The following is a 24,063-nucleotide window of genomic DNA, read 5'->3' on the forward strand; positions in this document are numbered from 1 at the left end:
AAAATCGAAACAATTTGCCTATCTTGTTCAAAATCACTGATGTTGTGTGTGATAGCGTAGTGGATACTCTGCAAGTGGATGGGGCAGGTTCATATTATGGCTTCCCTCAATCTCGGCAACGATGGTTTGATAACCGGCGATCCAGCGTTGCCCCTGAGCTTTGGCCTGCTGGTGTTGCAGATGGTTCATCATCATTTCCATAGACTGTCGGTCGCGCCAGTAGTAGTTGTTGATGATTCGGCCGCTGGCGGCATCATGATAGCTCTCCATACCGATAATTCCCTCCAGTGACTGGGTATAGCGCTCGATCTCGCCGTCCAGTTGATAAAAGTCATCGTCGTACTCTTTCTTCTCAAAGATAAAACTGGTTAAAAATAGTGACATTACCTGCTCCTGTGTCTGACTTTATAGGCTGATTAGCGTGGACTGGTGGCTCAAGCCGGGCATCATCTGCTCCAGCCCCCCGGTAAGCATGCGGCCGGCCTCATGCAGCGCTTCGAGCGGCATCTCTGGCAGGCTTTCCAGAATAAACCACATCTGTCGATCGCGAGCGCTCAGGCGGGTACGAACTCCCTGTCGCCAGTTCCAGCGGCGGCAGGTCACACCGCGATCGTCACGCCAAATGACTTCTCCTGGTTCCGGTGATTCTACGGCGGCTAAGCCTTCCTTCATCGTATCAAAGGGCTCAGAGCCGTCGGCGATGACCAGACGCGGCGCGCCGCAATAGGCGGCGATGTTCTCGCCGCCGACGGGAATGGCATACCGCAGACTGACGGCATTGTAGAGGTCAACGACCGGGTCAATTGCCGGCATGGCGCCATCGCGAAGTACGCGTTTACGCAACGCTTCTGCGGAACAGGGCGTACGTTTCGGTTTAGCGCCAAACGCTTTGAATACCGTAGACCATGCCGCGAGATGGTCCTCCGCCCATGCGGGCTCTCCGGCTAATACTGCCTGACAGGCTGACGCCAGCGCGGCTTCACCGATAGAAGCATCACCTAGCGGCGCAGCGTTGACGGTAATACTCAGTGCCCGAAACCCAGGAGCGATCCCGGCTAACTGTGGGCTAATTGACGGTAATGGGTGAGACATTGCATAATCCTGTAATGACTGATTTAGAGCATAATATCGACCGATGAATGATAAAGTCAATATAACGACCGATAACGGTAACGATCTAAGCCGCATTAATGAGGCGGTATCGCGGCGTATTAAGCAGTTTCGACGCGAAAAGAAGATCTCTCTCGACGAGCTTTCCCGTCGCGCCGGCGTCAGTAAAGGGATGTTGGTGGATATCGAAGGGTGTCGCGCGAATCCCAGTATCGCGCTGTTGTGCAAAATCGCTGCGGCGATGGGGGTGTCGGTGGCGGAGTTTGTCAACGTTGCCAGTGAGCCGATGGTTCATCTTATCGACCGTGATGCGATTCCGGTATTATGGCGCGGCGAGCAGGGCGGCAGTGCCAGGCTGCTGGCCGGCACCAGCGGACCGGATATGCTTGAACTCTGGCAGTGGCGGATGTTGCCTGGCGAATCGTTCCGTTCGCCGGGGCATCCGGCCGACACCTGGGAACTGCTATACGTGACCGAGGGAGAACTCACCCTGACGGTGAATAATGACCCATATCAGGTGGCTGAAGGGTGTTCTGCGGTAGCACGTACCGATGTGCCACATGAATATTGTAATTTCAGTCAGTTGCCCGTCGTCTTTACCATGACCGTGTATGAGAAAGGGCGCTGACGCGGACTCTGGCGTAATTCTGGCTTCACCACTACGCTGAATAATTCACGCCCTGGATAGATATAGCCTCCAGGGGAATACGGTGAGCCAGAGGAAACCTTATGAGTGAAGTCAAAATTGTTGCCACGCTGACCCCCCATCCTGAATATATCGATACCATCAGAGAGGCGGCATTAGCCATGGTGCCGCCGACGCACAGAGAAGCAGGGTGCCTGCAATATGACCTGCACGAAAGCCGGGAGATCCCTGATGTCAGGCAGCTTTCCCGGCAAGGAAAGATCTCATTTGTGTTTATTGAGCGTTGGCGCTCGGAAGACGATCTAAAACAGCACGTTGCGATGCCGTATCATGACGATTTTCTGGCGATTCTGGAGGGGAAACTGGAGAGTATTCAGGTACAGCGACTGATGTCGTTATAGATAAAAGCAAGAGGAAAGAAGAGAAGTGCGCACCAAATCAATAATGATTGAAATGGTGCGTCCGAGTGGACTCGAACCACCGACCCCCACCATGTCAAGGTGGTGCTCTAACCAACTGAGCTACGGACGCATATGGTGCGTTTAATTGGACTCGAACCAACGACCCCCACCATGTCAAGGTGGTGCTCTAACCAACTGAGCTATAAACGCGAATGGTGCGTTCAATTGGACTCGAACCAACGACCCCCACCATGTCAAGGTGGTGCTCTAACCAACTGAGCTATGAACGCAATGTTGTGGTGACAACGGGGACGCATATTAACGGCAGGGAGGCCGTGTGGCAAGAGGCAAACGTCACTTTTCTTGCAGAATAGACGCGTTTGCAGAACTTTTATCCATATCGCCCATATTTTACTGATGATAAAGGATATTTCTTCAACAATGTCCTGCTCCGTTGCGTTTTTCTGCCCGGATTGGCAGGGGAGACGCTCACCGACTTTATGCTAGAGTGTGCGGCAAATAAACGACGGAGCGCAGTAATGAAAGCAATTGGCATTTTTTGTGGTTCTTCTACCGGGGAAAACCCGATTTATCAGGTTTACGCGCAACAGGTTGGCAAGGCGCTGGCGCAAGCCGGGGTGGAGCTTGTGTATGGCGGCGGTAAAGTAGGACTCATGGGCGCCGTGGCAGATGCTGCAATAAAACACGGCGGGCGGGTCATTGGCGTGATGCCGCGCGGGCTGGTGGAGCGTGAGATTGCGCATAGCGGATTAAGCGAGCTGCATGTCGTTGAGAATATGCATGAGCGCAAAAACAAGATGTCGCTGCTGGCGGACGGCTTCATTGCCATGCCGGGTGGAGCCGGAACGCTGGAGGAGATTTTTGAACAGTGGACCTGGGCGCAGCTCGGTATTCATGAAAAGCCCTGTGCTTTCCTGAACGTGAACGGCTATTACAACCCGCTGCAGGCGATGGCGGAAAAAATGGCCGCCGAAGGGTTTATGCATCGCCGCTATGCTGAGATGCTGACTTTTAGCGATGATATACAGGAGATTTTAACCGCATTCCATCGCTATACGCCACCGCAGCGCAAATGGCTTGCGAAGTAGCGCTATTAAAGGGCAAACCGTTTTATCGGCTTGCCCTTTTCTTTAGCGTTTCTGGTTAGCGCGCGGCGCGCTGCAGGATCACGCTTGACGGCTGACGTTGCAGGAAGCGCATGCGCAGCATCATCATGATGGCAGCGGAGGTCAGGCCGATGATAAAGCCGCACCAGAAACCCGCAGGTCCCATCCGCGGCACCACAATATCCGTCAGCGCCAGCAGATAACCGCTTGGCAGGCCAAGTACCCAGTAAGCGGTGAAGGTAATAAAGAAGATCGACCGCGTATCTTTATAACCGCGCAGAATACCGCTGCCGATCACCTGAATGGAGTCGGAAATCTGATAAATCGCCGCCAGCAGCATCAGCTGTGAGGCCAGTAGCACCACCTCAGGGTTATCGTTGTACAGCAGGGCAATCTGCTTACGCATCAGGATCGTGAAAATCGCGGTGATCATTGCCATGCAGACGCCCACGCCGACCCCGGTACGCGCGGAGGTCTGTGCATCCAGCGTCGAGCCCTGGCCGAGACGAAAACCAACGCGTATTGTTACCGCCGCCGCCAGCGAGAGCGGAAGAACGAACATCAGCGAACTGAAGTTAAGGGCGATTTGATGCCCTGCGACATCGATAATCCCCAATGGCGAAACCAGCAGCGCCACAACCGCGAACAGCGTGACTTCAAAAAACAGCGCCAGCGCGATTGGCAACCCCAGCTGTACCAGCCGTTTTAATACCGAAAAATCAGGTTTACTGAAACGCTCAGCGCAGCGGATATCGCGCATTGAGCGCGCGCGGCGCACCCAGGTCAGCATGCTGGCAAACATGACCCAGTAGACCGAGGCGGTCGCGACCCCGCAGCCGATGCCGCCAAGTTCCGGCATACCGAAATGACCATAGATAAAAATGTAGTTCACTGGAATGTTGACCAGCAGGCCGATAAAACCCATCACCATACCGGGCTTAGTTTTTGCCAGCCCTTCGCACTGGTTACGCGCGACCTGGAAGAACAGATAGCCTGGCGCGCCCCATAGCAGCGCACGCAGATACCCCACCGCTTTGTCGGCAAGCTGTGGGTCGATGTTGTGCATCGAGCTGATGATATAGCCTGCGTTCCACAGCACCACCATCACCAGTACGGAGACAAAGCCCGCCAGCCAAAAGCCCTGGCGTACCTGCTGGGCGATACGATCGCGGCGACCGGAGCCATTAAGTTGGGCGATAACCGGCGTTAGCGCCAGCAGCAGACCGTGGCCAAACAGGATGGCAGGTAGCCAGATCGAGGTGCCGATAGCCACGGCGGCCATATCGGTTGCGCTGTAGCCGCCGGCCATCACCGTATCGACAAAGCCCATCGCCGTCTGGGCGACCTGCGCCAGAATGACCGGGATAGCCAATGCTAATAACTGACGCGCTTCTATAAAGTACTTCTGCACGTGAACACCTTTATATTGTTGTTATTTTGAGACTAAAAAAGCCGCCTTAAATGGCAGCAAGAAGAAAAAACAGGAGGAATTTCCAGTCTATTGTAGCGAGGATTAGCCATTAAGCCAGTGAAAAAATGGTGGGGGCACGATGCGCGCTGGCAACCTGTTTGGCCAACTGTTATTGTTCCGCGTATATATAACGGTAATGATACCGTCACGATTCTCAACAGGAGCAAAGTATGTTTACTGGTATTGTACAGGGGACTGCGAAAGTGGTGTCCATCGATGAGAAACCGAATTTCCGCACCCACGTGGTGGAGCTGCCGGCGCATATGCTCGATGGCCTGGAGACCGGTGCTTCGGTGGCGCACAATGGCTGTTGCCTGACCGTTACCGAAATTGACGGCCCGCGAATCAGCTTTGACTTGATGAAAGAGACGCTGCGTATCACTAATCTTGGCGCTATCCATGAAGGCGATATGGTCAACGTCGAGCGAGCAGCGAAATTCAGTGATGAAATCGGCGGCCATTTGATGTCCGGCCATATTATGACCACCGCCGAAGTCGTTAAAATCCTCACCTCGGAAAACAATCGCCAGATTTGGTTTAAGGTACAGGACCCGGCGCTGATGAAATATATCCTGTATAAAGGGTTCATTGGCGTGGACGGTATTAGCCTGACGGTTGGTGAAGTGACCCCGACTCGTTTCTGCGTGCATCTTATTCCGGAAACGCTGCAGCGCACCACGCTTGGGGTGAAAAAACTCGGCGATAAAGTAAATATCGAAATCGATCCGCAAACTCAGGCGGTGGTGGATACCGTGGAACGCGTGCTGGCGGCAAAAGAAGCGGCGCAAAAAAGCGCGGAAGAATAATAAAAAAGCCCCCGCAGAAATACATTTCTACGGGGGCTTTTTTTAGCGAGTCTAGCGGGCTACGCGCAGGCCATGTTCAACACCGCGCGAGAAGACGACTTGCCAGAGCTGAATGTCGCGGGCGCGGAAAGCACCCGCGCAGGCATTCAGATAATAGGTAAACATGCGTTTGAAACGGTCTGAATAGTTATCGGCAATATCCGGCCAACTGGCAAGAAAACGCTCGTACCAGGCCATCAAGGTGGTGTCATAATCGGCACCAAAGTTATGCCAATCTTCCATCACAAAATGCTTCTCGCTGGCATCGGCGATATGGCGTACCGACGGCAGGCAACCGTTAGGGAATATATATTTATTAATCCACGGGTCGACGTTGTGATCGGTAATCTTTGAACCAATGGTGTGTAGCAGAAAACGACCGTTTGGTTTTAAATTACGATCGACAACTTCAAAATAAGTAGCGTAATTTTTAGGCCCAACGTGCTCGAACATCCCGACGGAGACGATACGGTCAAAACTTTCGTGAAGATCGCGATAGTCCTGCAGCAGAATATTGACATCTAATCCTGCACAGCGCTCCTGTGCCATTTTTTGTTGTTCGGCCGAAATGGTCACGCCCGTCACACTGACGTTATAGTTTTTGGCCATGTAATAGGCCAGTCCGCCCCAACCGCAACCGATATCCAGCACTTTCATTCCCGGCTCAAGCTGCAGTTTGCGACAGATAAGATCTAATTTATCCTGCTGCGCCTGTTCCAGATTTTCGGCCTCTTTCCAGTATCCGCAGGAATATTGCATATAGGGATCGAGCATGCGGTGGAAAAGGTCGTTGCCTAAATCGTAGTGTTCTTTACCAACAATCCAGGCGCGTTTTTTGCTTTGCAGATTAAACAGGCGAGCGCCAGCAATACGTAGCGTATCTTTGAAGTGGTGGGGGAGTTGCTTATCCAGCCCGGCGCGCAATACCTTGTGAAAGAATATATCCAGGCGTTCGCATTCCCACCAGCCGTCCATATAGCTTTCGCCTAATCCGAGAGACCCTTCCTGTAACACGCGTTTAAAAAAGAGCGGGTTTTTTACCCGGATATCGGAGGGTGCGGAACCATTGATCTCAATTCCGGCACGGCCCAATAATTCAGCTGCAATCCGGTACCAATCATCGTTTGGTACACTTACTTCTTCTATACACGATGAACTCATAGCTTCTCCATCACGCCCAAGTGATCAGAACCTTAAAACAGCGTAGACGCTTTTTTGGCTTTGTGAGAAATCTCACGAAAAAATCGTGAGGGTGCTATCCGACGTAGAACAGAGGAAGGGAGATAACCCTTGCCGAAAGGCCTTCCATGGTGAAACGGGCTGCTTCCTGCCCCCGTTAATATCTAAAAAACTTTCTATTTATGTGATGCCGGATCCAGTATAGGCCGCTAAAAACCGCCTTTCAATAAAAATATATTAGCAGGCTAATTACTGGTCCGGGAGATCCTTTAAAAAATCATCAAGCGTGAGACGATTCGTTCACTAACTGCACGCGTCGTTGCTGCATCCAGAAACCGATGCCTGCCAGAACGATGGAAATCAGCATCACGCTGGTGGTGGTCAGAAGCGGAGTGGCGATAAGGCTTGAGACCAGCAGGCTTGCCAGGAAACAGAGGCCAAGCTGCAGCGTATTCTGCAGGGCGGCGGCGCGCCCGGTTGCCTGTGGAAAAGGTTTCAGCGCCTGGGCGACGACGATAGGGTAAATCCCGCCATTCACAATCGCCATGATGCAAAACGGAACCATTAGCGCAACCAGTGACGGATGATCCTGTATCCCGGCAAGCCAGGTCGCCGCCACGCTCAGCGCAAAAACAACCAGCAGCCAGGGCAGCATCTGATGACCCTGCCATTTTTGCAGCGCCGCGCGGCAGCCGTAACCACCGATCAGGAAGGCGATAGTTTGCGGCACGTAGCTAAGACCAATCACCGTCGGGCCATAGCCCATTTCATGGAGGATAAACGGCGAACCGGTGAGCCAGGCGAAGAAGCTGGCGGAACACGCCGCATAAATGAGTACGTTACCGCTATATTCACGTGAACGCAGCAGGGCCATAAAGGTAAGTTTCTGCTGGGTTTCGCCAGCAGGTTTGACGACCGCCTTCAGACGAAAAGCCGGCAGCATCAACAGTAAGGTGATAGCGAACAGGGTGGCGAAGATAGCCTGCCATTCCAGATGAACTAACAGCCAGCTGCCGAGTAACGGCGCCAGCGCCGGAGAGAGCCCGACCAGCGGCATGATCGTTGCGAAAATGCGGTTGGTGCGCTGGGCCGGATAGTAGTCGGTCACCATCGCCTGCCAGGTCACCGCGGCGGCGCATACGCCGATCGCCTGGACAAAACGCAGTACCAGCATCAGCGTCGCGTCGCGTACCCACAGCATCCCAAGGCAGCCAAGAGCGAAGATAGCCAGCCCGGCGAGCAGAATCGGTTTCCGGCCATAGCGGTCCGACAGCGGTCCCCAGAACAACTGGCCGAGCGCGAAGCCCGCGAGGAATAAGCTCAGGCTGGCGCTAACCGATGCGGCAGAGGTGTTGAGGTCTTGCTGAATGGCGGCAAAGGCCGGTAGATACATGTCGGTGGCCAGAAAGCCAAGCACGCTCAGGCCGCCCAGCCACACTAAAAATCCTTTCCCAGGTTGTTGCATAACGTTCTCTTTCTACTGATGCAGGTACGATGCCGCAGAGTGTAGGGAGTGTAATCCGCCTTGTGAAACGCTATTATTTGTCACATGCATTCAAAAATTTTGCAGGCAGAATATGTGGTCTGAATATTCCTTAGAAGTGGTTGATGCTGTAGCACGTAACGGGAGTTTCAGCGCCGCGGCGCAGGAGCTACACCGCGTACCTTCGGCGGTGAGCTATACGGTGCGACAGCTGGAGGAGTGGCTGGCGGTTCCGCTTTTTGAACGTCGCCATCGTGATGTTGAATTGACCCCCGCCGGGCACTGGTTTTTGCAGGAAGGGCGTTCTGTTATCAAAAAAATGCAGATCACCCGCCAGCAGTGCCAGCAAATTGCTAACGGCTGGCGCGGCCAGCTGTCCATTGCGGTGGACGATATCGTTAAACCGGCGCGGATGCGCCAGATGATCGTTGATTTTTATCGCCATTTTAGCGATGTCGAACTGATCGTTTTTCAGGAAGTTTTCAACGGCGTCTGGGATGCGTTAGCCGATGGGCGGGTAGAACTCGCTATCGGCGCGACGCGTTCGATACCGGTGGGAGGGCGTTACGCTTTTCGCGATATGGGGATGCTGAACTGGCACTGTGTCGTCGCCAGCAGTCATCCGCTGGCACAGATGGAAGGGCCGCTCAGTGATGACGTGTTGCGCAACTGGCCGTCCCTGGTGCGCGAAGATACCTCACGCTCGCTGCCGAAGCGCACAACCTGGCTGCTGGATAACCAGAAGCGGGTGGTGGTGCCGGATTGGGAATCTTCAGCCACCTGTCTTTCGGCAGGATTGTGCGTCGGGATGGTGCCAGGCCATTTCGCCCGCCCGCATATCGATAGCGGGGAGTGGACGGCCTTGACGCTGGAAAACCCATTCCCGGATGCCGCCTGCTGCTTGACCTGGCAACAAAGCGATGCTTCACCCGCTTTAAGCTGGCTGCTTGACTATCTTGGCGACAGCGAAACGTTGAATCGGGAGTGGTTGCGGGCGCCGGAATAACCGGCGCCGGAGGAAGGTGTTAGCGGCGATAATCGACGAACGGGCCGTCGGCTACCGAGCGGCGCTCGATAAGACGTGGATGCACCTCGATGGACTGCGACTCTTCACGTTTATTAACGATACGATCGAGCAGCATATTGAATGCCGCTTCTCCGAGTGAGTCCTTGGGTTGATGTATCGTGGTCAGCGCCGGGCTGAAGTAGCGGGCGTTGCGCACATTATCATACCCGATCAGCGAAATGTCCTGCGGCACGCGCAGGCCCATTTCGTCGGCGGCGCAGATAGCGCCCATCGCCATGATGTCGCCGCCGCAGAACACGGCGGTTGGGCGATGCTGCTGATTAAGGATCTGCTGCATGGCGCGGTAGCCGGATTCCGGTTCAAAGTCGCCCTGAACAATCCAGTTTTCCGGCACATTGATATGCGCTTCTTTCATCGCCTGCATGAAGCCAGCAAGGCGCCCGGCGCCGGTGTTGCGCTCAAGCGGGCCCGGAATAACGCCAATTTCACGATGGCCGCGTTCAATCAGGTAACGGCCGGCGATATAGCCGCCTTCAAAGGCATTATCAATAACCGAGTCGGTAAAGTCCGCTTTGGCTTCGCCCCAGTCCATCACCACCATCGGAATATGACGATACTCTTCGAGCATACTGAGCACCGACTCCGGGTACTCGGAACACATCACCAGCAGGCCGTCAACGCGCTTTTGCGCCATCATCGACAAGTAGGCGCGCTGTTTTTCCGGATCGTTCCAGGCGTTGCCAAGAATCAGGGTATAGCCTTTCTGGAAGCAGCTCTTTTCTACGGATTCGATAATTTCAGCGAAATAGGCCGCTTCGCTGCTGGTGGCCAGCAGACCGATCGATTTAGTGTGATTGACTTTCAGGCTGCGAGCCACGGCGCTTGGCGAATAGTGGAGTTCTTTAATTGCCGCCCACACCGCATTGCGCGTCTCTTCCGCCACGAAACGGGTTTTGTTAATCACATGTGATACAGTTGTAGTGGAAACGTTTGCGCGTTTCGCTACATCTTTAATAGTTGCCATTACTTCTCACTCCAGACCTTGACCTGATCGTCTGATTATCGATACGTAAACGTTTGCCTATACACACCCTGTATACAATGCTCAACATTGCAACACCTGGGAAAACGACACAGAACGACAGGAAGGGGTCAATGGCCGATACGCTTTCAAATTAGCGTGGGATTTTGTCCTATCTCGCGGCAAAGGGGAAGAGCAAAAATGTGCATCACTCTAAATCCGGGAAGATTTTTGCATATTTTTGTGCAAAAATGAGCAAGCTCACTTTCTATGTGGGGATAATCAGGGGAGAAAATTGATGGACACAAATTTAAAGTTTTCGCTGACAACGACGGTTATTGTTTTGGGTCTGATCGTCGCCGCCGCGTTGACCGCGGTACTGCACTGATTCCAGCAGGGAGGGGGCTTCCCCTCCCATCCCGCCATTATTAGCAAATCTGCAAAAATCTTTTGTCATTTTGTTTACTTCTGTTTTTCTGTGATTGATGTCATGCTTTTGGCTTCTGATGTAATGCCGTGTCCTGAATCGGCCTGATGGAGTCTCTGAATGAAAATCAACTTTCCCTTACTCGCGTTGGCGATCGGTGCCTTTGGTATCGGTACCACCGAGTTTTCCCCGATGGGATTACTGCCGGTTATCGCCAAAGGCGTCGATGTTTCTATTCCGGTCGCGGGGATGCTGATTAGCGCCTATGCCATTGGCGTGATGGTCGGCGCGCCGTTAATGACGTTGCTGCTATCGCATCGCGCTCGCCGCAATGCATTGATCTTCCTGATGGGGATCTTCACCCTCGGCAATGTGGTCTCTTCTATTGCGCCGGATTACACGACGCTACTGCTGTCGCGTATTATCACCAGCCTCAATCATGGCGCGTTCTTCGGCCTCGGCTCAGTCGTTGCCGCAAGCGTGGTGCCAAAACACAAACAGGCCAGTGCGGTCGCGACCATGTTTATGGGGCTGACCATTGCCAATATCGGCGGCGTACCGGCTGCCACCTGGCTTGGTGAAACCATCGGTTGGCGAATGTCGTTCCTCGCCACGGCGGGTCTGGGGTTAATTGCGATGGTCAGTCTGTGGTTCTCCCTGCCGAAGGGTAGCGCCGGCGAACGTCCGAACGTGAAGCGCGAGCTTTCGGTGTTGATGCGTCCTCAGGTACTCTCTGCGCTGTTGACTACCGTGCTGGGCGCCGGGGCGATGTTCACGCTGTATACCTACATTTCTCCGGTACTGCATACCATCACCCACGCTTCACCGCTGTTTGTTACCGCCATGCTGGTGTTGATCGGCGTCGGTTTCTCGCTTGGCAACTATCTGGGGGGTAAATTTGCCGACCGTTCAGTCTCCGGAACGCTGAAAGGGTTCCTGTTGTTACTGATTGCCATCATGTTGGCCATTCCGTTACTGGCGCAATCGCAACTGGGTGCTGCCGTCAGCATGGTCGTGTGGGGCGCGGCAACCTTCGCGGTGGTTCCACCGTTGCAGATGCGGGTAATGCGCGTGGCGCACGAAGCGCCGGGCCTGTCATCGTCGGTTAACATTGGCGCTTTCAATCTCGGTAATGCGTTGGGCGCGGCGGCGGGCGGCGCGGTGATATCCGGCGGTCTCGGTTATGCTTTTGTGCCGGTGATGGGGGCGATTATTGCCGGGCTGGCGTTGGCGGTGGTGCTGTTTGGCGGGCGTTCACAAACAGAAGAAGCGTTAGCGAATAACTAAGTCGCACTAAGAAAAAACCGCAGCGGGGTAACCCTGCTGCGGTTTTATTTTTATGCTGCCAGGTTGGCGGCAACAAATTTCCAGTTTACCAGCGCCCAGAAGTGTTCCAGATAATTAGGACGGGCATTGCGGTAGTCGATGTAGTAGGCGTGTTCCCAGACATCAACGGTCAACAGCGGGGTCGCATCGGTAGTCAGCGGGGTGCCGGCGTTGCTGGTGGAGACGATAGCCAGGCTGCCGTCAGCGTTTTTAACAAGCCAGGTCCAGCCTGCGCCGAAGTTTTTCGCCGCGGCATCGGTGAATTTCGCTTTAAAATCAGCGAAGCTACCGAAAGATTTGTTAATCGCTACGGCCAGTTCGCCTTCCGGCTCACCGCCGGCATTCGGCGCCAGGCAGTTCCAGTAGAAAGTGTGGTTCCAGACCTGCGCTGCGTTATTGAAAACGCCGCCTTCAGAAGAGCGAACGATCTCTTCCAGAGATTTGCCTTCAAAAGCGGTGCCTTTGATCAGGTTGTTGAGGTTGGTCACGTAGGCCTGGTGATGTTTACCGTAATGGTATTCCAGGGTTTCTGCGGAAATGTGCGGCGCTAGGGCGTCTTTTGCATATGGTAATGCAGGTAATTCGAACGACATTGCTACTCTCCTTATAACTTTTTGTTTTTTCTCACATTAATTAGGTGAATGTTCACCTGAATATCGTATTTACTGTGTAACGCTGTCGCGAGTGTTACATGTTATTGTGTTGAGAATGTTAACATTTGCTGAAGTCAGTTAAAAGACTTACAACAACAAAGGTTATTCATTGCTAATGCGACTGATTAAGCCTTCGCCAGTCTGGCGCATGGTGAGCGATATGATTCGCAAAGTCCCCATCGATGCCCCTGCCTACGACTAAAACGCTGCGTATCCTCACCCCTTGTTATCTTTTTAAAATGGTATAAATCATTAGCTTGTGAGCATTATGCGCAATGGGAATGACTTTCATGCCCAATAATCATTGGGATTAATTTTAATTGTATGACAAATATAATTGTCTCTGTAGGCAACGAACCTCGGAGTAAGAAATCGTTATTGAACAAGCATAAAGCTCATAATTGATGGATGAGAAGAGATGGCGCATAAACATGAAATGGTCAGCGGACATATTATTCCGATCGTCATAGATATCATCGAGTGGATCGAAGACAACATCTTTACCGCGCTACCCGTCACCGCAATCTCAAGGAAATCGGGTTATTCGCACTGGTACTTTCAGCGCCAGTTCGCGCTGATTACCGGTTATACGCTGGGAACATATGTTAGCCGACGCAAAATGACCATTGCCGCCGGTATTCTCAAACAGACGCAGGATTCGGCGTTGAGTATCTCATTGCTGCTCGGGTTTGAAGGCCAGGCGACATTTTGCCGTACTTTCCGTCGTCATTTTGGTATGTCGCCGACCAGCTACCGCCGTCACCCCGCGCAACTGGAGGAGCGAATGCAGTATCCGCTGAATCTGGAAGAGGAGGGGAATGTACAGAAGAGCGGTTTGCCGGCGCAGCGGCAAACCGGGGTCTGTGCCTCTTAACGAATGGTTTTTGGCGTCATTACGCGGCGCGCGCCGACGTAGTGGCGAACCCAATAATCTTCGCTCAGGGAGGTTATCTGAATATCACGGCCGGTACGCGGCGACTGGATAAACTTACCGTTTCCAACGTAAACGCCTACGTGGTCGGCGGTGCCGCGTCCGCGGGTGCGGAAGAAGACCAGATCGCCGCTTTGCAGTTCATCGCGGTCAACCGGGCGGGCATCGCGCAGGTGGTACATTTCGTTAGCGGTGCGCGGAATATGAATTTTTACCAGATCTTTATAGGCGTAATAAACCAGCCCGCTGCAGTCGAAACCGGTACGCGGTGAGGAGCCTCCCCAGCGATAAGGTTTGCCTAGCTGATCCATGAGTTTATTCATGGCAGTGCTTTGCGCTTTTTGCACTCGGGCTTTGTGCGCATCGGCAATCGTCAGATTCGGTTCATCAGCGACAGGTTTACAACGTTTTTTGTAGCCTTTACGCACCACGCATTTGCTTTTCACGCTGTTCAACGCCAGCGTCGATGCTTCGCTGGATTTTACCGTTTTCGCACACTGCTTTTTATAGCCTTTACGCAACACGCATTTTTTAGTGGCGCCGGCGACTTGACGATTAAGCGCGGTTTGGCTTGCTGCGGTAGTACGAGTAGGGGACTTCGCGCTTGAGGTTTTTTTACGGGTAGTTTTAGTGGTGGATTTGGATTTATTTTGCGTTGCTTTCTTCTTACGCTCGGCGGTGGAGCCTTTCGCCGGGTGCGCCTTCGGCGTAGCCGAAGCGTGCGTATGCCCTGAAGCATGCGCCAATGGCGTAAGCGAGATAGATGTAAACAGTAATGCACAGAGCGATATCGCGATTTTATTGAGCCGCGCCACTGAGCAATCCCCTGATTAAATTACAGACATATACTAATGCCTGACGGTGAATGACAAACCGGAATGATTCTAAAGCATAAAAAGCCAGAAAGTTAATACTCTTTTGTATCTAAAATGTCGTTTGGTTAACGATTGCAAAAAAATGAGTCAGACAATCGCCGCCTCGTACAGAAAGTGCGCAACTCGCCCCGCGGTGACGTCACAAAGTGATATTTTTAAGGCAACTTCAGACGACAGAAGATAAAATGTGGCGAGTGAAAAAAATGTTATTATCGGTCCTGCGTCCAGGACGCTACAATGACAAATTACTGCCGTAAAGATGTTTAAGGAAGCACGACAATGAGCACCACTCTAGAAACGATCCAACGTCAAATCGCTGAAAACCCGATCCTGCTGTACATGAAAGGCTCTCCGAAGCTGCCGAGCTGCGGTTTCTCCGCTCAGGCAGTGCAGGCGCTTTCCGCTTGCGGCGAACGTTTTGCCTACGTTGATATCCTGCAGAACCCGGATATCCGCGCTGAACTGCCGAAATACGCTAACTGGCCGACCTTCCCGCAGCTGTGGGTTGACGGTGAACTGGTTGGCGGTTGCGACATCATCATCGAAATGTATCAGCGCGGCGAACTGCAGCAGCTGATCAAAGAAACGGCTGCAAAGCACAACGCTGACGAGCCGAAAGCAGAGTAATTCTTTGCTGCAAAAGAAAAAGCGACTTCTCTGGAAGTCGCTTTTTTATCGCTTACGCTTCAGGTACAGGTAACGGCCAGCCGCCAAGGCGCTTCCAGCGGTTGACGATTTCGCAGAATAGCTGGGCGGTTTGCTCGGTATCGTACAACGCAGAATGGGCCTTGCTGCCATCAAACTCCATGCCGGCGGCGATGCAGGCTTTAGACAATACCGTTTGCCCTAAGGCCAACCCGCTCAACGCGGCGGTATCGAAGGTCACGAAAGGATGGAACGGGTTGCGTTTCAACCCGGCGCGCTCGGCGGCGGCCATCGTAAAGCTGTGATCGAAAGTCGCGTTATGCGCCACCATAATCGCGCGGCTACAATCGCTCTCTTTCATTCCTTTGCGAACCATTTTAAAAATGGCGTGCAGCGCATCGTATTCACTTATCGCGCCGCGCTCCGGATCGTTTGGGTTAATTCCATTGAAAGCCAGCGCTTCCGGCTGCAGATTGGCCCCTTCGAAGGGAGCCACGTGAAAATGCAGCGTTTCGTCCGGCATCAGCCAGCCCTGCTCATCCATCTTCAACGTAATAGCGGCGATCTCCAGCAGGGCGTCGGTTTTGGCATTAAACCCGGCGGTTTCAACATCAATTACCACAGGATAAAAACCGCGAAAACGGCCGCACAGACCATTAAGTTGAGCGTTCTCGGACATCAGATTCTCTTAGCTGGAAAAAAGTAGCGCGCATTATGGCAAATTTTGCCGCGGCTTGCAGCAGGAAGGGAGAAAACATCGGGTGCGAACGCGCCCGATGAGATTGATGATAAACGTCATGCAATCAGTAGGATTTCAGATTGCATTAGACAAATAACAAGGAAAATCAATTTATTGATTTTCGGCTGATAACTACAAAGAAGGAAAAACCACGCTTTTTCCTTCTTTGTCAGCAGCCTGACGGGCGCGAACGCGCCCGAATTAACTTAGTTGCCGAGACCTTTTCCGGCATCTTTCTCTTCGATCAGCTCAATTTTGTAGCCGTCCGGATCTTCAACAAAGGCGATAACCGTGCTGCCGCCTTTAACCGGGCCAGCTTCGCGAGTGACATTGCCGCCATTCTGGCGAATACGCTCGCACGCTTGCGCCGCGTTGTCGACGCTCAGCGCAATATGGCCATAGGCGGTACCGAGTTCGTAGCTATCCACGCCCCAGTTATAGGTCAGTTCGATAACCGCGGTATCGCTCTCTTCGCCGTAGCCGACGAAAGCCAGCGAGTATTTATATTCAGGGTTTTCGCTGGTACGCAGCAGCTTCATGCCCAGCACGTTGGTGTAAAACTCAATAGAACGTTGCAGGTCGCCAACGCGCAGCATGGTGTGAAGTAAGCGCATAATTTCCCCTATGCAGTTTGTTTTGATACATCAGAGTCTTGAGTATAGCGGCGTTGGTACGCCGCTATCAATGGAGGGATTACAGGGTTGGATAATCGGTATAACCTTCCGCGCCGCCGCCGTAGAAGCTTTCCGGGCGCTGCGGGTTAAGCGCAGCTTTCTTCTGCAGACGCGCCACCAGATCCGGGTTGGCGATGTAATCGCGGCCAAAGGCCACGGCATCGATCAGTCCTTTATTGATAAGGTCGTTGGCTTTCTCCACCGTATAGGCGCCAGCGCCGATAATCGCGCCCGGGAAGCGATCGCGAACTTTCTGGCGGAATTCGTCGCTGTACGGCTGGCCGCCGGCCCAGTCTGGTTCGGACATGTGCAGATAAGCGATACCGCGTTTTGCCAGCTGCTCAATAAGATAGAGCGCATCGGCTTCTTCGTTCGGGCCGTTATCGACGTTCTGGAAACTACCGATTGGCGACACGCGAATGCCGATACGATCGGCGCTCCACTCTTTGCTGACGGCATCGACCACTTCGAGCACCAGGCGAGCGCGATTCTCAACGCTGCCGCCGTACTGGTCGGTACGCTGGTTAGAAGAAGGCGACAGGAATTGGTGCAGCAGATAACCATGCGCGGAGTGCAGCTCTACCAGGTCGAAGCCGACATCGCGGGCATTGCCTACCGCCTGGCGGAAGTCATCCACGATCCCTGGGATTTCGTCCGTTTCCAGCGCGCGCGGCATCGACGTATCGACGCGAATGGCATGACCGTTTTCATCACGCAGCGAAGTACGCGTGCCTGCGCTCAGCGCCGATGGCGCAACCGGCGCCGCGCCTCCCGGCTGCAGGCTGTTATGGGAGATACGCCCGGTGTGCCACAGTTGCACGGCGATATGACCGTTTTCAGCATGAACGCCAGCGGTGATTTTTTGCCATGCGGCCATTTGCTCTGCGCTATGCAGGCCCGGCGCGCCGGCATAGCCTTTCGCCTGGGCGGAAATTTGCGTCGCTTCGGTGATAATCAGGCCGGAGCTGGCGCGCTGACGATAGTACTCAGCCATCAGCGGAGTAGGGATGTCGCCTGGTTCGATGCTGCGCAGACGGGTCAGCGGAGCCATAAATACGCGGTTAGGTACGGTCACCGCACCGACTTTTAACGGGCTGAACAATTTAGATTCTGACATAATGACTCCTGAGTAGACCGGTCGTCTTGTAACTGGTTAAATAAAACGCCTGTTAAACCGCAGGCGCTGCAATGATTTGTTTGGCGTGAGCAAGGGCGCTTTCCAGCGGCGTTGCGCTACGCGTAATTTTGGCCTGTAAATTGGCTCCCAACCACAACGAGTACAGCACCTGTGAAAGGGTGATAGCTTCCCCCTCAAACAACAGGCTACCCTCCAGACGGCCCTTTTCCAGCGCTTCGCCCAATAGGGCGATAATCTGGCTGGCGCCTTTATCCATGGCTGTACGCATATCTTCCGACAGGTCGCACACCTCCGCCGACAGCTTCACGGTTAAGCAACCGCTGATAATGCCCTGTTGGCAAAACTGATTCAGCGTGTGCTGATAGTAGGCCAGCAGTCGGTCGCGGTAGTTGCCTTCGCCATGGTCAAAGTGATCAACCAGGCGCTGCAGATAGCCGGTGTAGTGATGTTCAAGCAGCGCGACGCCGAAGGCTTCTTTTGAGCGAAAGTAGTGATAGAAAGAGCCTTTCGGCACTTCCGCCGTTTTCAGAAGTTCACTTAAGCCCATGCCGGTAAAACCACGATGCATGCATAGTTGCTCGCCGGTGATGAGGATGTGTTCTCGGGTATCGCATTCGCTGTGTCTGTTCATGGAGCACACTGTAGTAGACCGATTGGTCTAATGCAAGCAAAATGATCGTTAGCGCGAATACGAAGACAACAAAAGTTGCGCACTGGCGGTGGAACGTCTTCAATGAGAGACAGAGAGAAAATACAGGAGAGCGGTGGTGGCAGAGCAGCTGGAGTTTTTCCCGGTACAAAGTCCGTGCCGGGGAATATGTCAGTCCGATGAACGCGGGTATTGCCGCGGCTGTTTTCGTAGCCGGGATGAGCGCTTTAACTGGCAAAAGCTGAGCGACGCGCAAAAACAGGAGGTTCTGCGTCTGTGCCGCCAGCGTTTACTGCGTAAAATTCGCGCGACTAAGCAGGAGCCGGCGGAAGAACCGCAGCAACCCTCACTGTTTTGACGACAAATATGCGTATACTCAGAACACTTTTTTGTCGAGGAAGCGTTTATGGTTCAGCGTATTGCTATGGCTCCGCAGGGGCCGGAATTTTCACGTTTTGTAATGGGCTACTGGCGTCTCATGGACTGGAAGATGTCCACCGACGCTTTGGTTGGCTTTATTGAGCAGCACCTGGATCTGGGGGTTACGACCGTCGACCACGCCGATATCTACGGCGATTATCAGTGTGAAGCCGCGTTTGGCGAAGCGCTTAAACGCGCCCCGCACCTGCGTAACCGTATGGAAATCGTCAGCAAATGCGGTATTGCGACCAAGGCGCGCGCGGAAAATACTATTGGCCACTATATTACTGACCGCGACCATATCATTCTCAGCGCCGAGCAATCCCTGCGTAATCTGGCGACCGATCATCTCGATTTACTGCTGATTCACCGCCCGGATCCGCTGATGGATGCCGATGAGGTCGCTGAGGCTTTCCTCGCGTTACATCATAGTGGGAAAGTGCGCCACTTTGGGGTATCTAACTTTACGCCGGCGCAGTTTACGCTTTTACAATCGCGCCTGCCTTTTACCCTGGCCACTAACCAGGTCGAGCTCTCGCCGGTACATCAGCCACTGCTGCTTGACGGCACCCTCGATCAACTCCAGCAGTTGCGCATTCGCCCGATGGCCTGGTCCTGCCTCGGCGGCGGACGCCTGTTCAACGACGAAAGCTTCCAGCCGCTGCGCGACGAGCTGGCGCAAATTGCCCAGGAGCTCAACGCAGAAAGCATTGAGCAGGTGGTTTACGCCTGGGTATTGCGCCTGCCGTCGAAACCGCTGCCGATTATTGGCTCGGGGAAAATCGAGCGCGTGCGCTCAGCTATTGTGGCGGAAAAACTGCATATGACGCGCCAGCAGTGGTTCCGCATTCGTAAAGCGGCGCTGGGTTACGACGTCCCGTAAGCCAGATTACGCCTCCGGATGCCGCTACCTGGTTTACACTTATCAGGGATACGGCTAATCCGGAGGTGTTATGCAACGATGTTTACTCGCTATTTTCACTCTCGCATTTTGCGCTGGCGCTCAGGCCGCCAGTGAAGATGTCTCCCTCAATCTTGTCACCAGCCAGAGCGTTGGCCAGGCCGTCGGCAGCGTTAAAATCACTGAAACCGACAGAGGCCTTGAGTTTACGCCTGATTTACGCGCGCTTCCGCCGGGCAAACACGGCTTTCATATCCACGCAGAAGGGAGTTGCCAACCGGCGATAAAAGACGGTAAGGCGGTCGCCGCTGGCGCGGCGGGCGGTCATTTCGACCCACAACATACCGGCAAACATGAAGGGCCATTAGGGGCAGGGCATCTTGGCGATCTTCCTTTGCTGGTGGTGAACGACGATGGCGTGGCTAACCAACCGGTTATTGCCCCGCGCCTGAAAACGCTCGCGGAAGTGAAGGGCAAAGCGCTGATGGTGCATGTCGGCGGCGATAATATGGCCGATAGTCCGCAGCCGCTGGGCGGCGGCGGCGAGCGTTTTGCCTGCGGGGTGATTAAGTAGTCCGTTCGGTAATGGTGCCGGCAATCGGCGCCTGTTCTAACTGCGATAGCGAGCAGTATAACCGCCAGATAATCGCCGCCAGCTCTTTAGCCGCCGGCTGATGATGGTGGTTAAGGGTATCGCATATCCGCTGCAGCTCCAGCAACGTCGAGGCAAGTGGGCGTTGCTGGACGCCGCGTTCACTCATGACGTCGCGTAGCAGGCTAATACACAAGTCGCGCACTTGTGAAAGCGGATCGGAGCGTGTCTCCCAATCACGTAGTTGCCACACGACATGCGAGCAGTTGAGCAGCACCACGCCCCAGCGCAGCAGCCAACGTCGCGCCAGTGCGTCCTGGCTGCTGCTTAACTGGCTAATGTGGTGGTACACCAGTGACTCAAATTCATGCTCGCTGTGCTGCGGGCGTCGGCTCAACTGATCGACAAAGTGACGCCGTAACGCACGAATATGGCGGCGGCTTTTCCGCGCATCCGAGCCGGGGCTGATAATCGCAAAGGCAAGCCACGCAAGACCGACACCAATGATTTTGCCGAGGTTATCATTAAGGAACGAGGCAAAATCGTAAACCGGAGGGTTGGTGACCGAAATAAACGATCCCATAAAGACGATTAACTGCCCCCACAGCCCTGCGAACTTCGGCATCTGGAGTTTCAATAACTGCATGGTGGTGAGCAGCGGGAAGAGAAACAGTAAAAACTGCCACAGGTCGGTTATCTGCACCATTAGGCCAAACTTCACCACAAAGCTGAACAGCGACAACAGCACCAGCGTACGCATCAATAAGGTGAGCGATTTAAAGGGCGAAGGCGATATCGAGTAGAGTACGCAGCTAATGGCGGCGAGGGTGAGCGCGGCGGCGCAGGCCTGCCATTGGGTGCTGATACCCCAGGCGCCCACGGCCACCAGCGCGCAGAAGGTCCGTAAGCCGTTCCATAACGCTTCCGCCTGATCGGTATGGCGCGACAGCGCGGGCGCCGAAGGGACATTGAACACCGTGATAGCGCTGGCGTTCTCGATGCGGCGGATCCAGCGGCTGCTTTCGAGATAGATACGACAGAAATAACGCAGCCGTTTCCAGAACGCCAGATGGCGATAGTCGGCGTTAGGGCCGGGGGCTAGCGGCACCAGAATTCGCGCCACGCTATAAACATTTGCGTGCGGATTGGCGAGCTCGCTAAGTAACGTTTCCAGCACCGCCCGCGTATTACCAGGCGCATCCGGCCAGTTCAATAACATTCGCCGTAGGCTGGAGATGACGCTGGTCATTCGCAACTGCTGATGCAGCAGATAATTCAGCAAGGGGTTCTGCCGTCTGAAACGATAATGGCTCCAGAAGGCCTGGATACGCAGTAGATTCATAGTCAGGATCTGACCGATGACGCTTTCATGAGCGCTACGAATCGCATCGGTGGTTTCCGGCACCCACAGCAGGCTGGCATGCTCTAATAACCGTGAGTGCATATTCTTCAACGCCGTCAGCAGCGTGACGCCATCTGAGGTACTGGGCAGGATCATCATCATGAATCCGCCGGACAATATCCCCACAATCACTTCACAGACCCGCGACTGAGCGATAGTCCACAGTTCATTCGCGTCGGTAACATTTATAACCGGGAAGGCGATGATTGCGCAGGTATAGCCCGCCAGTTGAAAAGCGTAGGCGACGTTATTGGTAAACATCGCGCAGGCCCAGGTACAGAGCGCAATCCAGGCTGAGATACTGAATAAGAATAGCCACGGGTCGTTAAGGGTGTGGCCCGCAAGTAGCAGGGCGGCGCAGGCGCCGAGCAGGCTGCCGGCGATACGGCCAAAACTCTTACTGATAACGCCGCCGACGGTCGGGAAGCTCACGACTGCGGCTGAGGTCATTGCCCAGTAGGGTTCATCAAGATCCAGCGCATAGGCGATGCTAAGCGCCAGACACATGGCTATCCCATTGCGCAATGCGTAGCGCCATTGCGGGCGGCTGGCTTTAAACCACGGCAGTGATTGCCAGCGCAGAGCCTGCAGCTTCATTATTGTCCGCCAATTGACACGGTACAGGTGGTACCTGAAACCAATGTGACATCCACAGGGAGTTTATCGAACTCGATACGTACCGGTACGCGTTGCGCGAGGCGCACCCACGGAATATTGGGTTTAATATTAGCGACCAACGCCGAACCGCCTTCGACGCTCTGGTCGACGATAGCGCGGCCAATGCTGGAAACGTGACCCTGTAACGTTTGTTTGCTGCTGTAAAGAACGACCTGGGCGCTATCACCTTCGCGGATGTGACGTAGTTTGGTCTCTTCAAAATAACCCAGCACATAGAAAGAGTGGCTGTCGACAAGGGCAAATACGGGATGGCCGACGGAGGCATAGTCCCCGACCCGCGTTGACAAATTAGTTATCCAGCCATCAACCGGGGCTTTAACCACGGTTTGCGTCAGCTGCCACTGCGCATGCTCCAGCGCGGCTTGCGCCACGCCAACGACCGCTTTAGCCGCCTCATAGGTCGTATTGGCGGTATTCAGGGCGGTATTGACGGTTTCCATATCTTCAGCGGAGATGAAGTTTTGCGACAGACTGCGGCGGCGAGTAACGTCGCTGGCGGCCTTGGTTTGCTCGGCTTTGGCTTTTGCCAGTTCCGCTTTGGCTTTTGCCAACTGAGCCTGAGCGTTTAATACCGCAATGCGATAAGGCGTATCGTCAATACGGAACAGCACGTCGCCGGCGTTGACCAATTGGTTATCTTTAACATTCAACTGCAAAATACTGCCGGAGACCTGCGGGGTGATGCCGACCTGTTCGGCGCGGATTTTACCGTCGCGGGTCCATGGCGACTGAGTGTAGTAGTTCCAGACCAGCCAGGCGGCGATGATTGCGCAGGCGGCGATAATTAAGGTTGAGAGATATTTTAGTTTCTTCATGAAATGAGCATCACAAGAGAGTCAGGAGAACCAGCGCCAGGCAAACGGCCAGCGCAAACAGGGAAAGGTCCATCAGCAGGGGATGCCAGATTTCGCCGGCGTACATCCAGTCGCGCAACTGACGATGAACTATTAGCCAAATAAAGAAACCAAGCACGACGGCTTTAAATAACGGGGGAAAATAGATAGAAGCGCCGAACACCAGGTCCTGTAGCGACAATCCGGGAGTGTTAAGACTCAGTTTCACAAGCAAAAATCCTTTGCCGTTGCAGGGATAATGTTCTTGGTGATGAATTAGTTCACATTGTAAATCATTGTTTTGAATTTAGTGAATCAAGTAATTCATTTGTTTTGGTAATTTAAATGCTGCACACTATTCTAAAAGCAGTATAATAACTTAGCAAGCTAATTATAAGGAGATGAAATTGGAATCGCCACTTGGTTCTGATCTGGCACGTTTGGTACGCGTTTGGCGCGCGCTGATCGACCATCGCCTGAAACCTCTGGAGTTAACGCAGACGCACTGGGTCACGCTGCATAACATTCATCAGCTACCTCCTGAGCAGTCGCAAATCCAGTTGGCCAAGGCAATTGGTATTGAACAGCCCTCTTTGGTGCGCACGCTGGATCAACTGGAGGAGAAAGGGCTTATTTCTCGCCAGACTTGTGCAAACGATCGCCGGGCGAAACGTATCAAGCTAACGGAAAAGGCTGAACCGCTGATCAACCAAATGGAAGACGTGATCGGCAAAACGCGTGATGAAATCCTTGCAGGTGTATCAAAGCAGGAAGTCGAAACGCTGCTCAACTTAATCCGTAAACTTGAAAACAATATCCTCGATCTTCAGGCTAAAGACTAGCCAGGAACAGGGCTCTGCGCTTGCAGAG

At 53.7% G+C, this 24,063-nt stretch carries 28 protein-coding genes and 3 tRNA genes; 13 read left to right on the plus strand and 18 right to left on the minus strand.

The annotated features are described in order from the left end of the window. Positions 1-33 precede the first annotated feature (33 nt). Both ABLU86_RS09075 and ABLU86_RS09080 read right to left on the minus strand, forming a co-directional pair. Positions 34-384 (minus strand): hypothetical protein, encoded by a 351-nt coding sequence (locus ABLU86_RS09075; RefSeq protein ID WP_348796102.1) that lies wholly within the window; start codon positions 382-384, stop codon positions 34-36. 21 nt (positions 385-405) lie between these two features. Next, complete coding sequence (locus tag ABLU86_RS09080) at positions 406-1,092, minus strand: B3/4 domain-containing protein (protein WP_048228700.1); 687 nt, start codon at positions 1,090-1,092, stop codon at positions 406-408. Between the two features lie 43 nt (positions 1,093-1,135). On the opposite strand from ABLU86_RS09080, the gene ABLU86_RS09085 reads away from it, so the two are divergent. Both ABLU86_RS09085 and ABLU86_RS09090 read left to right on the plus strand, forming a co-directional pair. Then, on the plus strand, positions 1,136-1,738 hold the full coding sequence (locus ABLU86_RS09085) for a helix-turn-helix transcriptional regulator (RefSeq protein ID WP_015366893.1): 603 nt from the start codon (positions 1,136-1,138) through the stop codon (positions 1,736-1,738). A 101-nt stretch (positions 1,739-1,839) separates the two neighbouring features. After that, the gene (locus ABLU86_RS09090) at positions 1,840-2,157 is read left to right on the plus strand and encodes a putative quinol monooxygenase (protein WP_020079007.1); all 318 of its coding nucleotides are present in this window, start codon (positions 1,840-1,842) and stop codon (positions 2,155-2,157) included. 53 nt (positions 2,158-2,210) lie between these two features. Here the strand turns inward: ABLU86_RS09090 and ABLU86_RS09095 are convergent. From ABLU86_RS09095 to ABLU86_RS09105, 3 genes are all read right to left on the minus strand, one after another. Then, positions 2,211-2,287, minus strand: a tRNA-Val gene (locus ABLU86_RS09095). 3 nt (positions 2,288-2,290) lie between these two features. Further along, positions 2,291-2,367, minus strand: a tRNA-Val gene (locus tag ABLU86_RS09100). Between the two features lie 3 nt (positions 2,368-2,370). Then, positions 2,371-2,447, minus strand: a tRNA-Val gene (locus ABLU86_RS09105). A 249-nt stretch (positions 2,448-2,696) separates the two neighbouring features. On the opposite strand from ABLU86_RS09105, the gene ABLU86_RS09110 reads away from it, so the two are divergent. Then, complete coding sequence (locus tag ABLU86_RS09110; RefSeq protein WP_042892323.1) at positions 2,697-3,266, plus strand: TIGR00730 family Rossman fold protein; 570 nt, start codon at positions 2,697-2,699, stop codon at positions 3,264-3,266. 55 nt (positions 3,267-3,321) lie between these two features. Here the strand turns inward: ABLU86_RS09110 and mdtK are convergent, their stop codons facing one another. Next, entirely contained in the window at positions 3,322-4,695 is a 1,374-nt protein-coding gene (mdtK, locus tag ABLU86_RS09115) for an MdtK family multidrug efflux MATE transporter (RefSeq protein ID WP_015366890.1), read from the minus strand. 230 nt (positions 4,696-4,925) lie between these two features. Here mdtK and ABLU86_RS09120 point away from each other — a divergent pair, with 230 nt between their 5' ends. Further along, entirely contained in the window at positions 4,926-5,561 is a 636-nt protein-coding gene (locus ABLU86_RS09120) for a riboflavin synthase (protein ID WP_015366888.1), read from the plus strand. A 51-nt stretch (positions 5,562-5,612) separates the two neighbouring features. Here the strand turns inward: ABLU86_RS09120 and cfa are convergent, their stop codons facing one another. Then, positions 5,613-6,761: a cyclopropane fatty acyl phospholipid synthase gene (gene cfa, locus ABLU86_RS09125; RefSeq protein ID WP_015705219.1), complete on the minus strand. Its 1,149-nt coding sequence runs from the start codon at positions 6,759-6,761 to the stop codon at positions 5,613-5,615. A 298-nt stretch (positions 6,762-7,059) separates the two neighbouring features. After that, positions 7,060-8,244, minus strand: a complete 1,185-nt coding sequence (punC, locus tag ABLU86_RS09130; RefSeq protein ID WP_032711519.1) for a purine nucleoside transporter PunC — start codon at positions 8,242-8,244, stop codon at positions 7,060-7,062. A 112-nt stretch (positions 8,245-8,356) separates the two neighbouring features. Between punC and punR the strand changes: the two genes are divergently transcribed. Then, entirely contained in the window at positions 8,357-9,268 is a 912-nt protein-coding gene (gene punR, locus ABLU86_RS09135; RefSeq protein WP_015366885.1) for a DNA-binding transcriptional activator PunR, read from the plus strand. A gap of 19 nt (positions 9,269-9,287) precedes the next feature. Here the strand turns inward: punR and purR are convergent, their stop codons facing one another. Next, entirely contained in the window at positions 9,288-10,313 is a 1,026-nt protein-coding gene (gene purR, locus ABLU86_RS09140; RefSeq protein ID WP_015366884.1) for an HTH-type transcriptional repressor PurR, read from the minus strand. Between the two features lie 295 nt (positions 10,314-10,608). Between purR and ABLU86_RS09145 the strand changes: the two genes are divergently transcribed. Both ABLU86_RS09145 and ABLU86_RS09150 read left to right on the plus strand, forming a co-directional pair. After that, entirely contained in the window at positions 10,609-10,698 is a 90-nt protein-coding gene (locus ABLU86_RS09145) for a YnhF family membrane protein (RefSeq protein ID WP_032705726.1), read from the plus strand. Between the two features lie 159 nt (positions 10,699-10,857). After that, positions 10,858-12,024, plus strand: coding sequence for an MFS transporter (locus ABLU86_RS09150; RefSeq protein WP_348796101.1), 1,167 nt, complete (start codon positions 10,858-10,860; stop codon positions 12,022-12,024). A 50-nt stretch (positions 12,025-12,074) separates the two neighbouring features. Here ABLU86_RS09150 and sodB read toward each other — a convergent pair whose 3' ends face one another. Beyond that, a complete protein-coding gene (gene sodB / locus ABLU86_RS09155; RefSeq protein WP_348796100.1) occupies positions 12,075-12,656 on the minus strand; it encodes a superoxide dismutase [Fe] in 582 nt (193 codons plus the stop codon). A gap of 478 nt (positions 12,657-13,134) precedes the next feature. Here sodB and ABLU86_RS09160 point away from each other — a divergent pair, with 478 nt between their 5' ends. Continuing rightward, on the plus strand, positions 13,135-13,590 hold the full coding sequence (locus tag ABLU86_RS09160; RefSeq protein ID WP_015366880.1) for a helix-turn-helix domain-containing protein: 456 nt from the start codon (positions 13,135-13,137) through the stop codon (positions 13,588-13,590). On the opposite strand, the gene ABLU86_RS09165 is transcribed toward ABLU86_RS09160, so the two are convergent. Continuing rightward, complete coding sequence (locus ABLU86_RS09165; protein WP_015366879.1) at positions 13,587-14,462, minus strand: C40 family peptidase; 876 nt, start codon at positions 14,460-14,462, stop codon at positions 13,587-13,589. The two genes, ABLU86_RS09160 and ABLU86_RS09165, sit on opposite strands and share 4 nt — an antisense overlap. A gap of 339 nt (positions 14,463-14,801) precedes the next feature. On the opposite strand from ABLU86_RS09165, the gene ABLU86_RS09170 reads away from it, so the two are divergent. Then, positions 14,802-15,149, plus strand: coding sequence for a Grx4 family monothiol glutaredoxin (locus tag ABLU86_RS09170; protein ID WP_015366878.1), 348 nt, complete (start codon positions 14,802-14,804; stop codon positions 15,147-15,149). A gap of 52 nt (positions 15,150-15,201) precedes the next feature. On the opposite strand, the gene rnt is transcribed toward ABLU86_RS09170, so the two are convergent. The 4 genes from rnt to ABLU86_RS09190 form a co-directional block, all read right to left on the minus strand. Next, positions 15,202-15,846: a ribonuclease T gene (gene rnt, locus ABLU86_RS09175; protein ID WP_015366877.1), complete on the minus strand. Its 645-nt coding sequence runs from the start codon at positions 15,844-15,846 to the stop codon at positions 15,202-15,204. A 266-nt stretch (positions 15,847-16,112) separates the two neighbouring features. Further along, positions 16,113-16,520 (minus strand): lactoylglutathione lyase, encoded by a 408-nt coding sequence (gene gloA, locus ABLU86_RS09180; RefSeq protein WP_015705221.1) that lies wholly within the window; start codon positions 16,518-16,520, stop codon positions 16,113-16,115. Between the two features lie 79 nt (positions 16,521-16,599). Then, complete coding sequence (locus tag ABLU86_RS09185; protein WP_015366875.1) at positions 16,600-17,697, minus strand: alkene reductase; 1,098 nt, start codon at positions 17,695-17,697, stop codon at positions 16,600-16,602. 52 nt (positions 17,698-17,749) lie between these two features. Continuing rightward, the gene (locus ABLU86_RS09190) at positions 17,750-18,349 is read right to left on the minus strand and encodes a TetR/AcrR family transcriptional regulator (protein ID WP_015705222.1); all 600 of its coding nucleotides are present in this window, start codon (positions 18,347-18,349) and stop codon (positions 17,750-17,752) included. 133 nt (positions 18,350-18,482) lie between these two features. Between ABLU86_RS09190 and ABLU86_RS09195 the strand changes: the two genes are divergently transcribed. The 3 genes from ABLU86_RS09195 (at position 18,483) to sodC (ending at position 20,262) form a co-directional block, all read left to right on the plus strand. Next, complete coding sequence (locus ABLU86_RS09195) at positions 18,483-18,725, plus strand: DUF1289 domain-containing protein (RefSeq protein ID WP_161799874.1); 243 nt, start codon at positions 18,483-18,485, stop codon at positions 18,723-18,725. A 48-nt stretch (positions 18,726-18,773) separates the two neighbouring features. Further along, a complete protein-coding gene (locus tag ABLU86_RS09200) occupies positions 18,774-19,670 on the plus strand; it encodes an aldo/keto reductase family oxidoreductase (RefSeq protein WP_020079000.1) in 897 nt (298 codons plus the stop codon). Between the two features lie 70 nt (positions 19,671-19,740). Then, a complete protein-coding gene (sodC, locus tag ABLU86_RS09205) occupies positions 19,741-20,262 on the plus strand; it encodes a superoxide dismutase [Cu-Zn] SodC (RefSeq protein WP_015366871.1) in 522 nt (173 codons plus the stop codon). Here the strand turns inward: sodC and ABLU86_RS09210 are convergent. Genes ABLU86_RS09210 through ABLU86_RS09220 form a run of 3 tightly spaced genes read right to left on the minus strand, consistent with a single transcriptional unit; the run spans position 20,255 to position 23,422 of the window. Then, positions 20,255-22,279 carry an FUSC family protein gene (locus tag ABLU86_RS09210; protein ID WP_015366870.1) on the minus strand — a complete coding sequence of 675 codons (2,025 nt, stop codon included), beginning with the start codon at positions 22,277-22,279 and terminating at the stop codon, positions 20,255-20,257. The two genes, sodC and ABLU86_RS09210, sit on opposite strands and share 8 nt — an antisense overlap. Beyond that, on the minus strand, positions 22,279-23,175 hold the full coding sequence (locus ABLU86_RS09215; protein ID WP_045388350.1) for an HlyD family secretion protein: 897 nt from the start codon (positions 23,173-23,175) through the stop codon (positions 22,279-22,281). Before ABLU86_RS09215 ends, ABLU86_RS09210 begins: the two co-directional genes overlap by 1 nt. A gap of 10 nt (positions 23,176-23,185) precedes the next feature. Beyond that, complete coding sequence (locus tag ABLU86_RS09220) at positions 23,186-23,422, minus strand: DUF1656 domain-containing protein (protein ID WP_015366868.1); 237 nt, start codon at positions 23,420-23,422, stop codon at positions 23,186-23,188. A gap of 172 nt (positions 23,423-23,594) precedes the next feature. Between ABLU86_RS09220 and slyA the strand changes: the two genes are divergently transcribed. Continuing rightward, positions 23,595-24,035: a transcriptional regulator SlyA gene (gene slyA, locus ABLU86_RS09225; RefSeq protein WP_020078997.1), complete on the plus strand. Its 441-nt coding sequence runs from the start codon at positions 23,595-23,597 to the stop codon at positions 24,033-24,035. Positions 24,036-24,063: the final 28 nt, after the last annotated feature.

The sequence above is a fragment of the Klebsiella sp. JN_Kp121 genome, from assembly GCF_040062145.1.
GTDB lineage: Bacteria > Pseudomonadota > Gammaproteobacteria > Enterobacterales > Enterobacteriaceae > Klebsiella > Klebsiella aerogenes.

Coding starts and splice junctions, on each gene's coding strand:
- ABLU86_RS09075 (WP_348796102.1), bottom strand. CDS start 384: ATGTCACTATTTTTAACCAGTTTTATCTTTGAGAAGAAAGAGTACGAC.
- ABLU86_RS09080 (WP_048228700.1), bottom strand. CDS start 1,092: ATGTCTCACCCATTACCGTCAATTAGCCCACAGTTAGCCGGGATCGCT.
- ABLU86_RS09085 (WP_015366893.1), top strand. CDS start 1,136: ATGAATGATAAAGTCAATATAACGACCGATAACGGTAACGATCTAAGC.
- ABLU86_RS09090 (WP_020079007.1), top strand. CDS start 1,840: ATGAGTGAAGTCAAAATTGTTGCCACGCTGACCCCCCATCCTGAATAT.
- ABLU86_RS09110 (WP_042892323.1), top strand. CDS start 2,697: ATGAAAGCAATTGGCATTTTTTGTGGTTCTTCTACCGGGGAAAACCCG.
- ABLU86_RS09120 (WP_015366888.1), top strand. CDS start 4,926: ATGTTTACTGGTATTGTACAGGGGACTGCGAAAGTGGTGTCCATCGAT.
- cfa (WP_015705219.1), bottom strand. CDS start 6,761: ATGAGTTCATCGTGTATAGAAGAAGTAAGTGTACCAAACGATGATTGG.
- punC (WP_032711519.1), bottom strand. CDS start 8,244: ATGCAACAACCTGGGAAAGGATTTTTAGTGTGGCTGGGCGGCCTGAGC.
- punR (WP_015366885.1), top strand. CDS start 8,357: ATGTGGTCTGAATATTCCTTAGAAGTGGTTGATGCTGTAGCACGTAAC.
- purR (WP_015366884.1), bottom strand. CDS start 10,313: ATGGCAACTATTAAAGATGTAGCGAAACGCGCAAACGTTTCCACTACA.
- ABLU86_RS09145 (WP_032705726.1), top strand. CDS start 10,609: ATGGACACAAATTTAAAGTTTTCGCTGACAACGACGGTTATTGTTTTG.
- ABLU86_RS09150 (WP_348796101.1), top strand. CDS start 10,858: ATGAAAATCAACTTTCCCTTACTCGCGTTGGCGATCGGTGCCTTTGGT.
- sodB (WP_348796100.1), bottom strand. CDS start 12,656: ATGTCGTTCGAATTACCTGCATTACCATATGCAAAAGACGCCCTAGCG.
- ABLU86_RS09160 (WP_015366880.1), top strand. CDS start 13,135: ATGGCGCATAAACATGAAATGGTCAGCGGACATATTATTCCGATCGTC.
- ABLU86_RS09170 (WP_015366878.1), top strand. CDS start 14,802: ATGAGCACCACTCTAGAAACGATCCAACGTCAAATCGCTGAAAACCCG.
- rnt (WP_015366877.1), bottom strand. CDS start 15,846: ATGTCCGAGAACGCTCAACTTAATGGTCTGTGCGGCCGTTTTCGCGGT.
- gloA (WP_015705221.1), bottom strand. CDS start 16,520: ATGCGCTTACTTCACACCATGCTGCGCGTTGGCGACCTGCAACGTTCT.
- ABLU86_RS09185 (WP_015366875.1), bottom strand. CDS start 17,697: ATGTCAGAATCTAAATTGTTCAGCCCGTTAAAAGTCGGTGCGGTGACC.
- ABLU86_RS09190 (WP_015705222.1), bottom strand. CDS start 18,349: ATGAACAGACACAGCGAATGCGATACCCGAGAACACATCCTCATCACC.
- ABLU86_RS09200 (WP_020079000.1), top strand. CDS start 18,774: ATGGTTCAGCGTATTGCTATGGCTCCGCAGGGGCCGGAATTTTCACGT.
- sodC (WP_015366871.1), top strand. CDS start 19,741: ATGCAACGATGTTTACTCGCTATTTTCACTCTCGCATTTTGCGCTGGC.
- ABLU86_RS09210 (WP_015366870.1), bottom strand. CDS start 22,279: ATGAAGCTGCAGGCTCTGCGCTGGCAATCACTGCCGTGGTTTAAAGCC.
- ABLU86_RS09215 (WP_045388350.1), bottom strand. CDS start 23,175: ATGAAGAAACTAAAATATCTCTCAACCTTAATTATCGCCGCCTGCGCA.
- slyA (WP_020078997.1), top strand. CDS start 23,595: ATGAAATTGGAATCGCCACTTGGTTCTGATCTGGCACGTTTGGTACGC.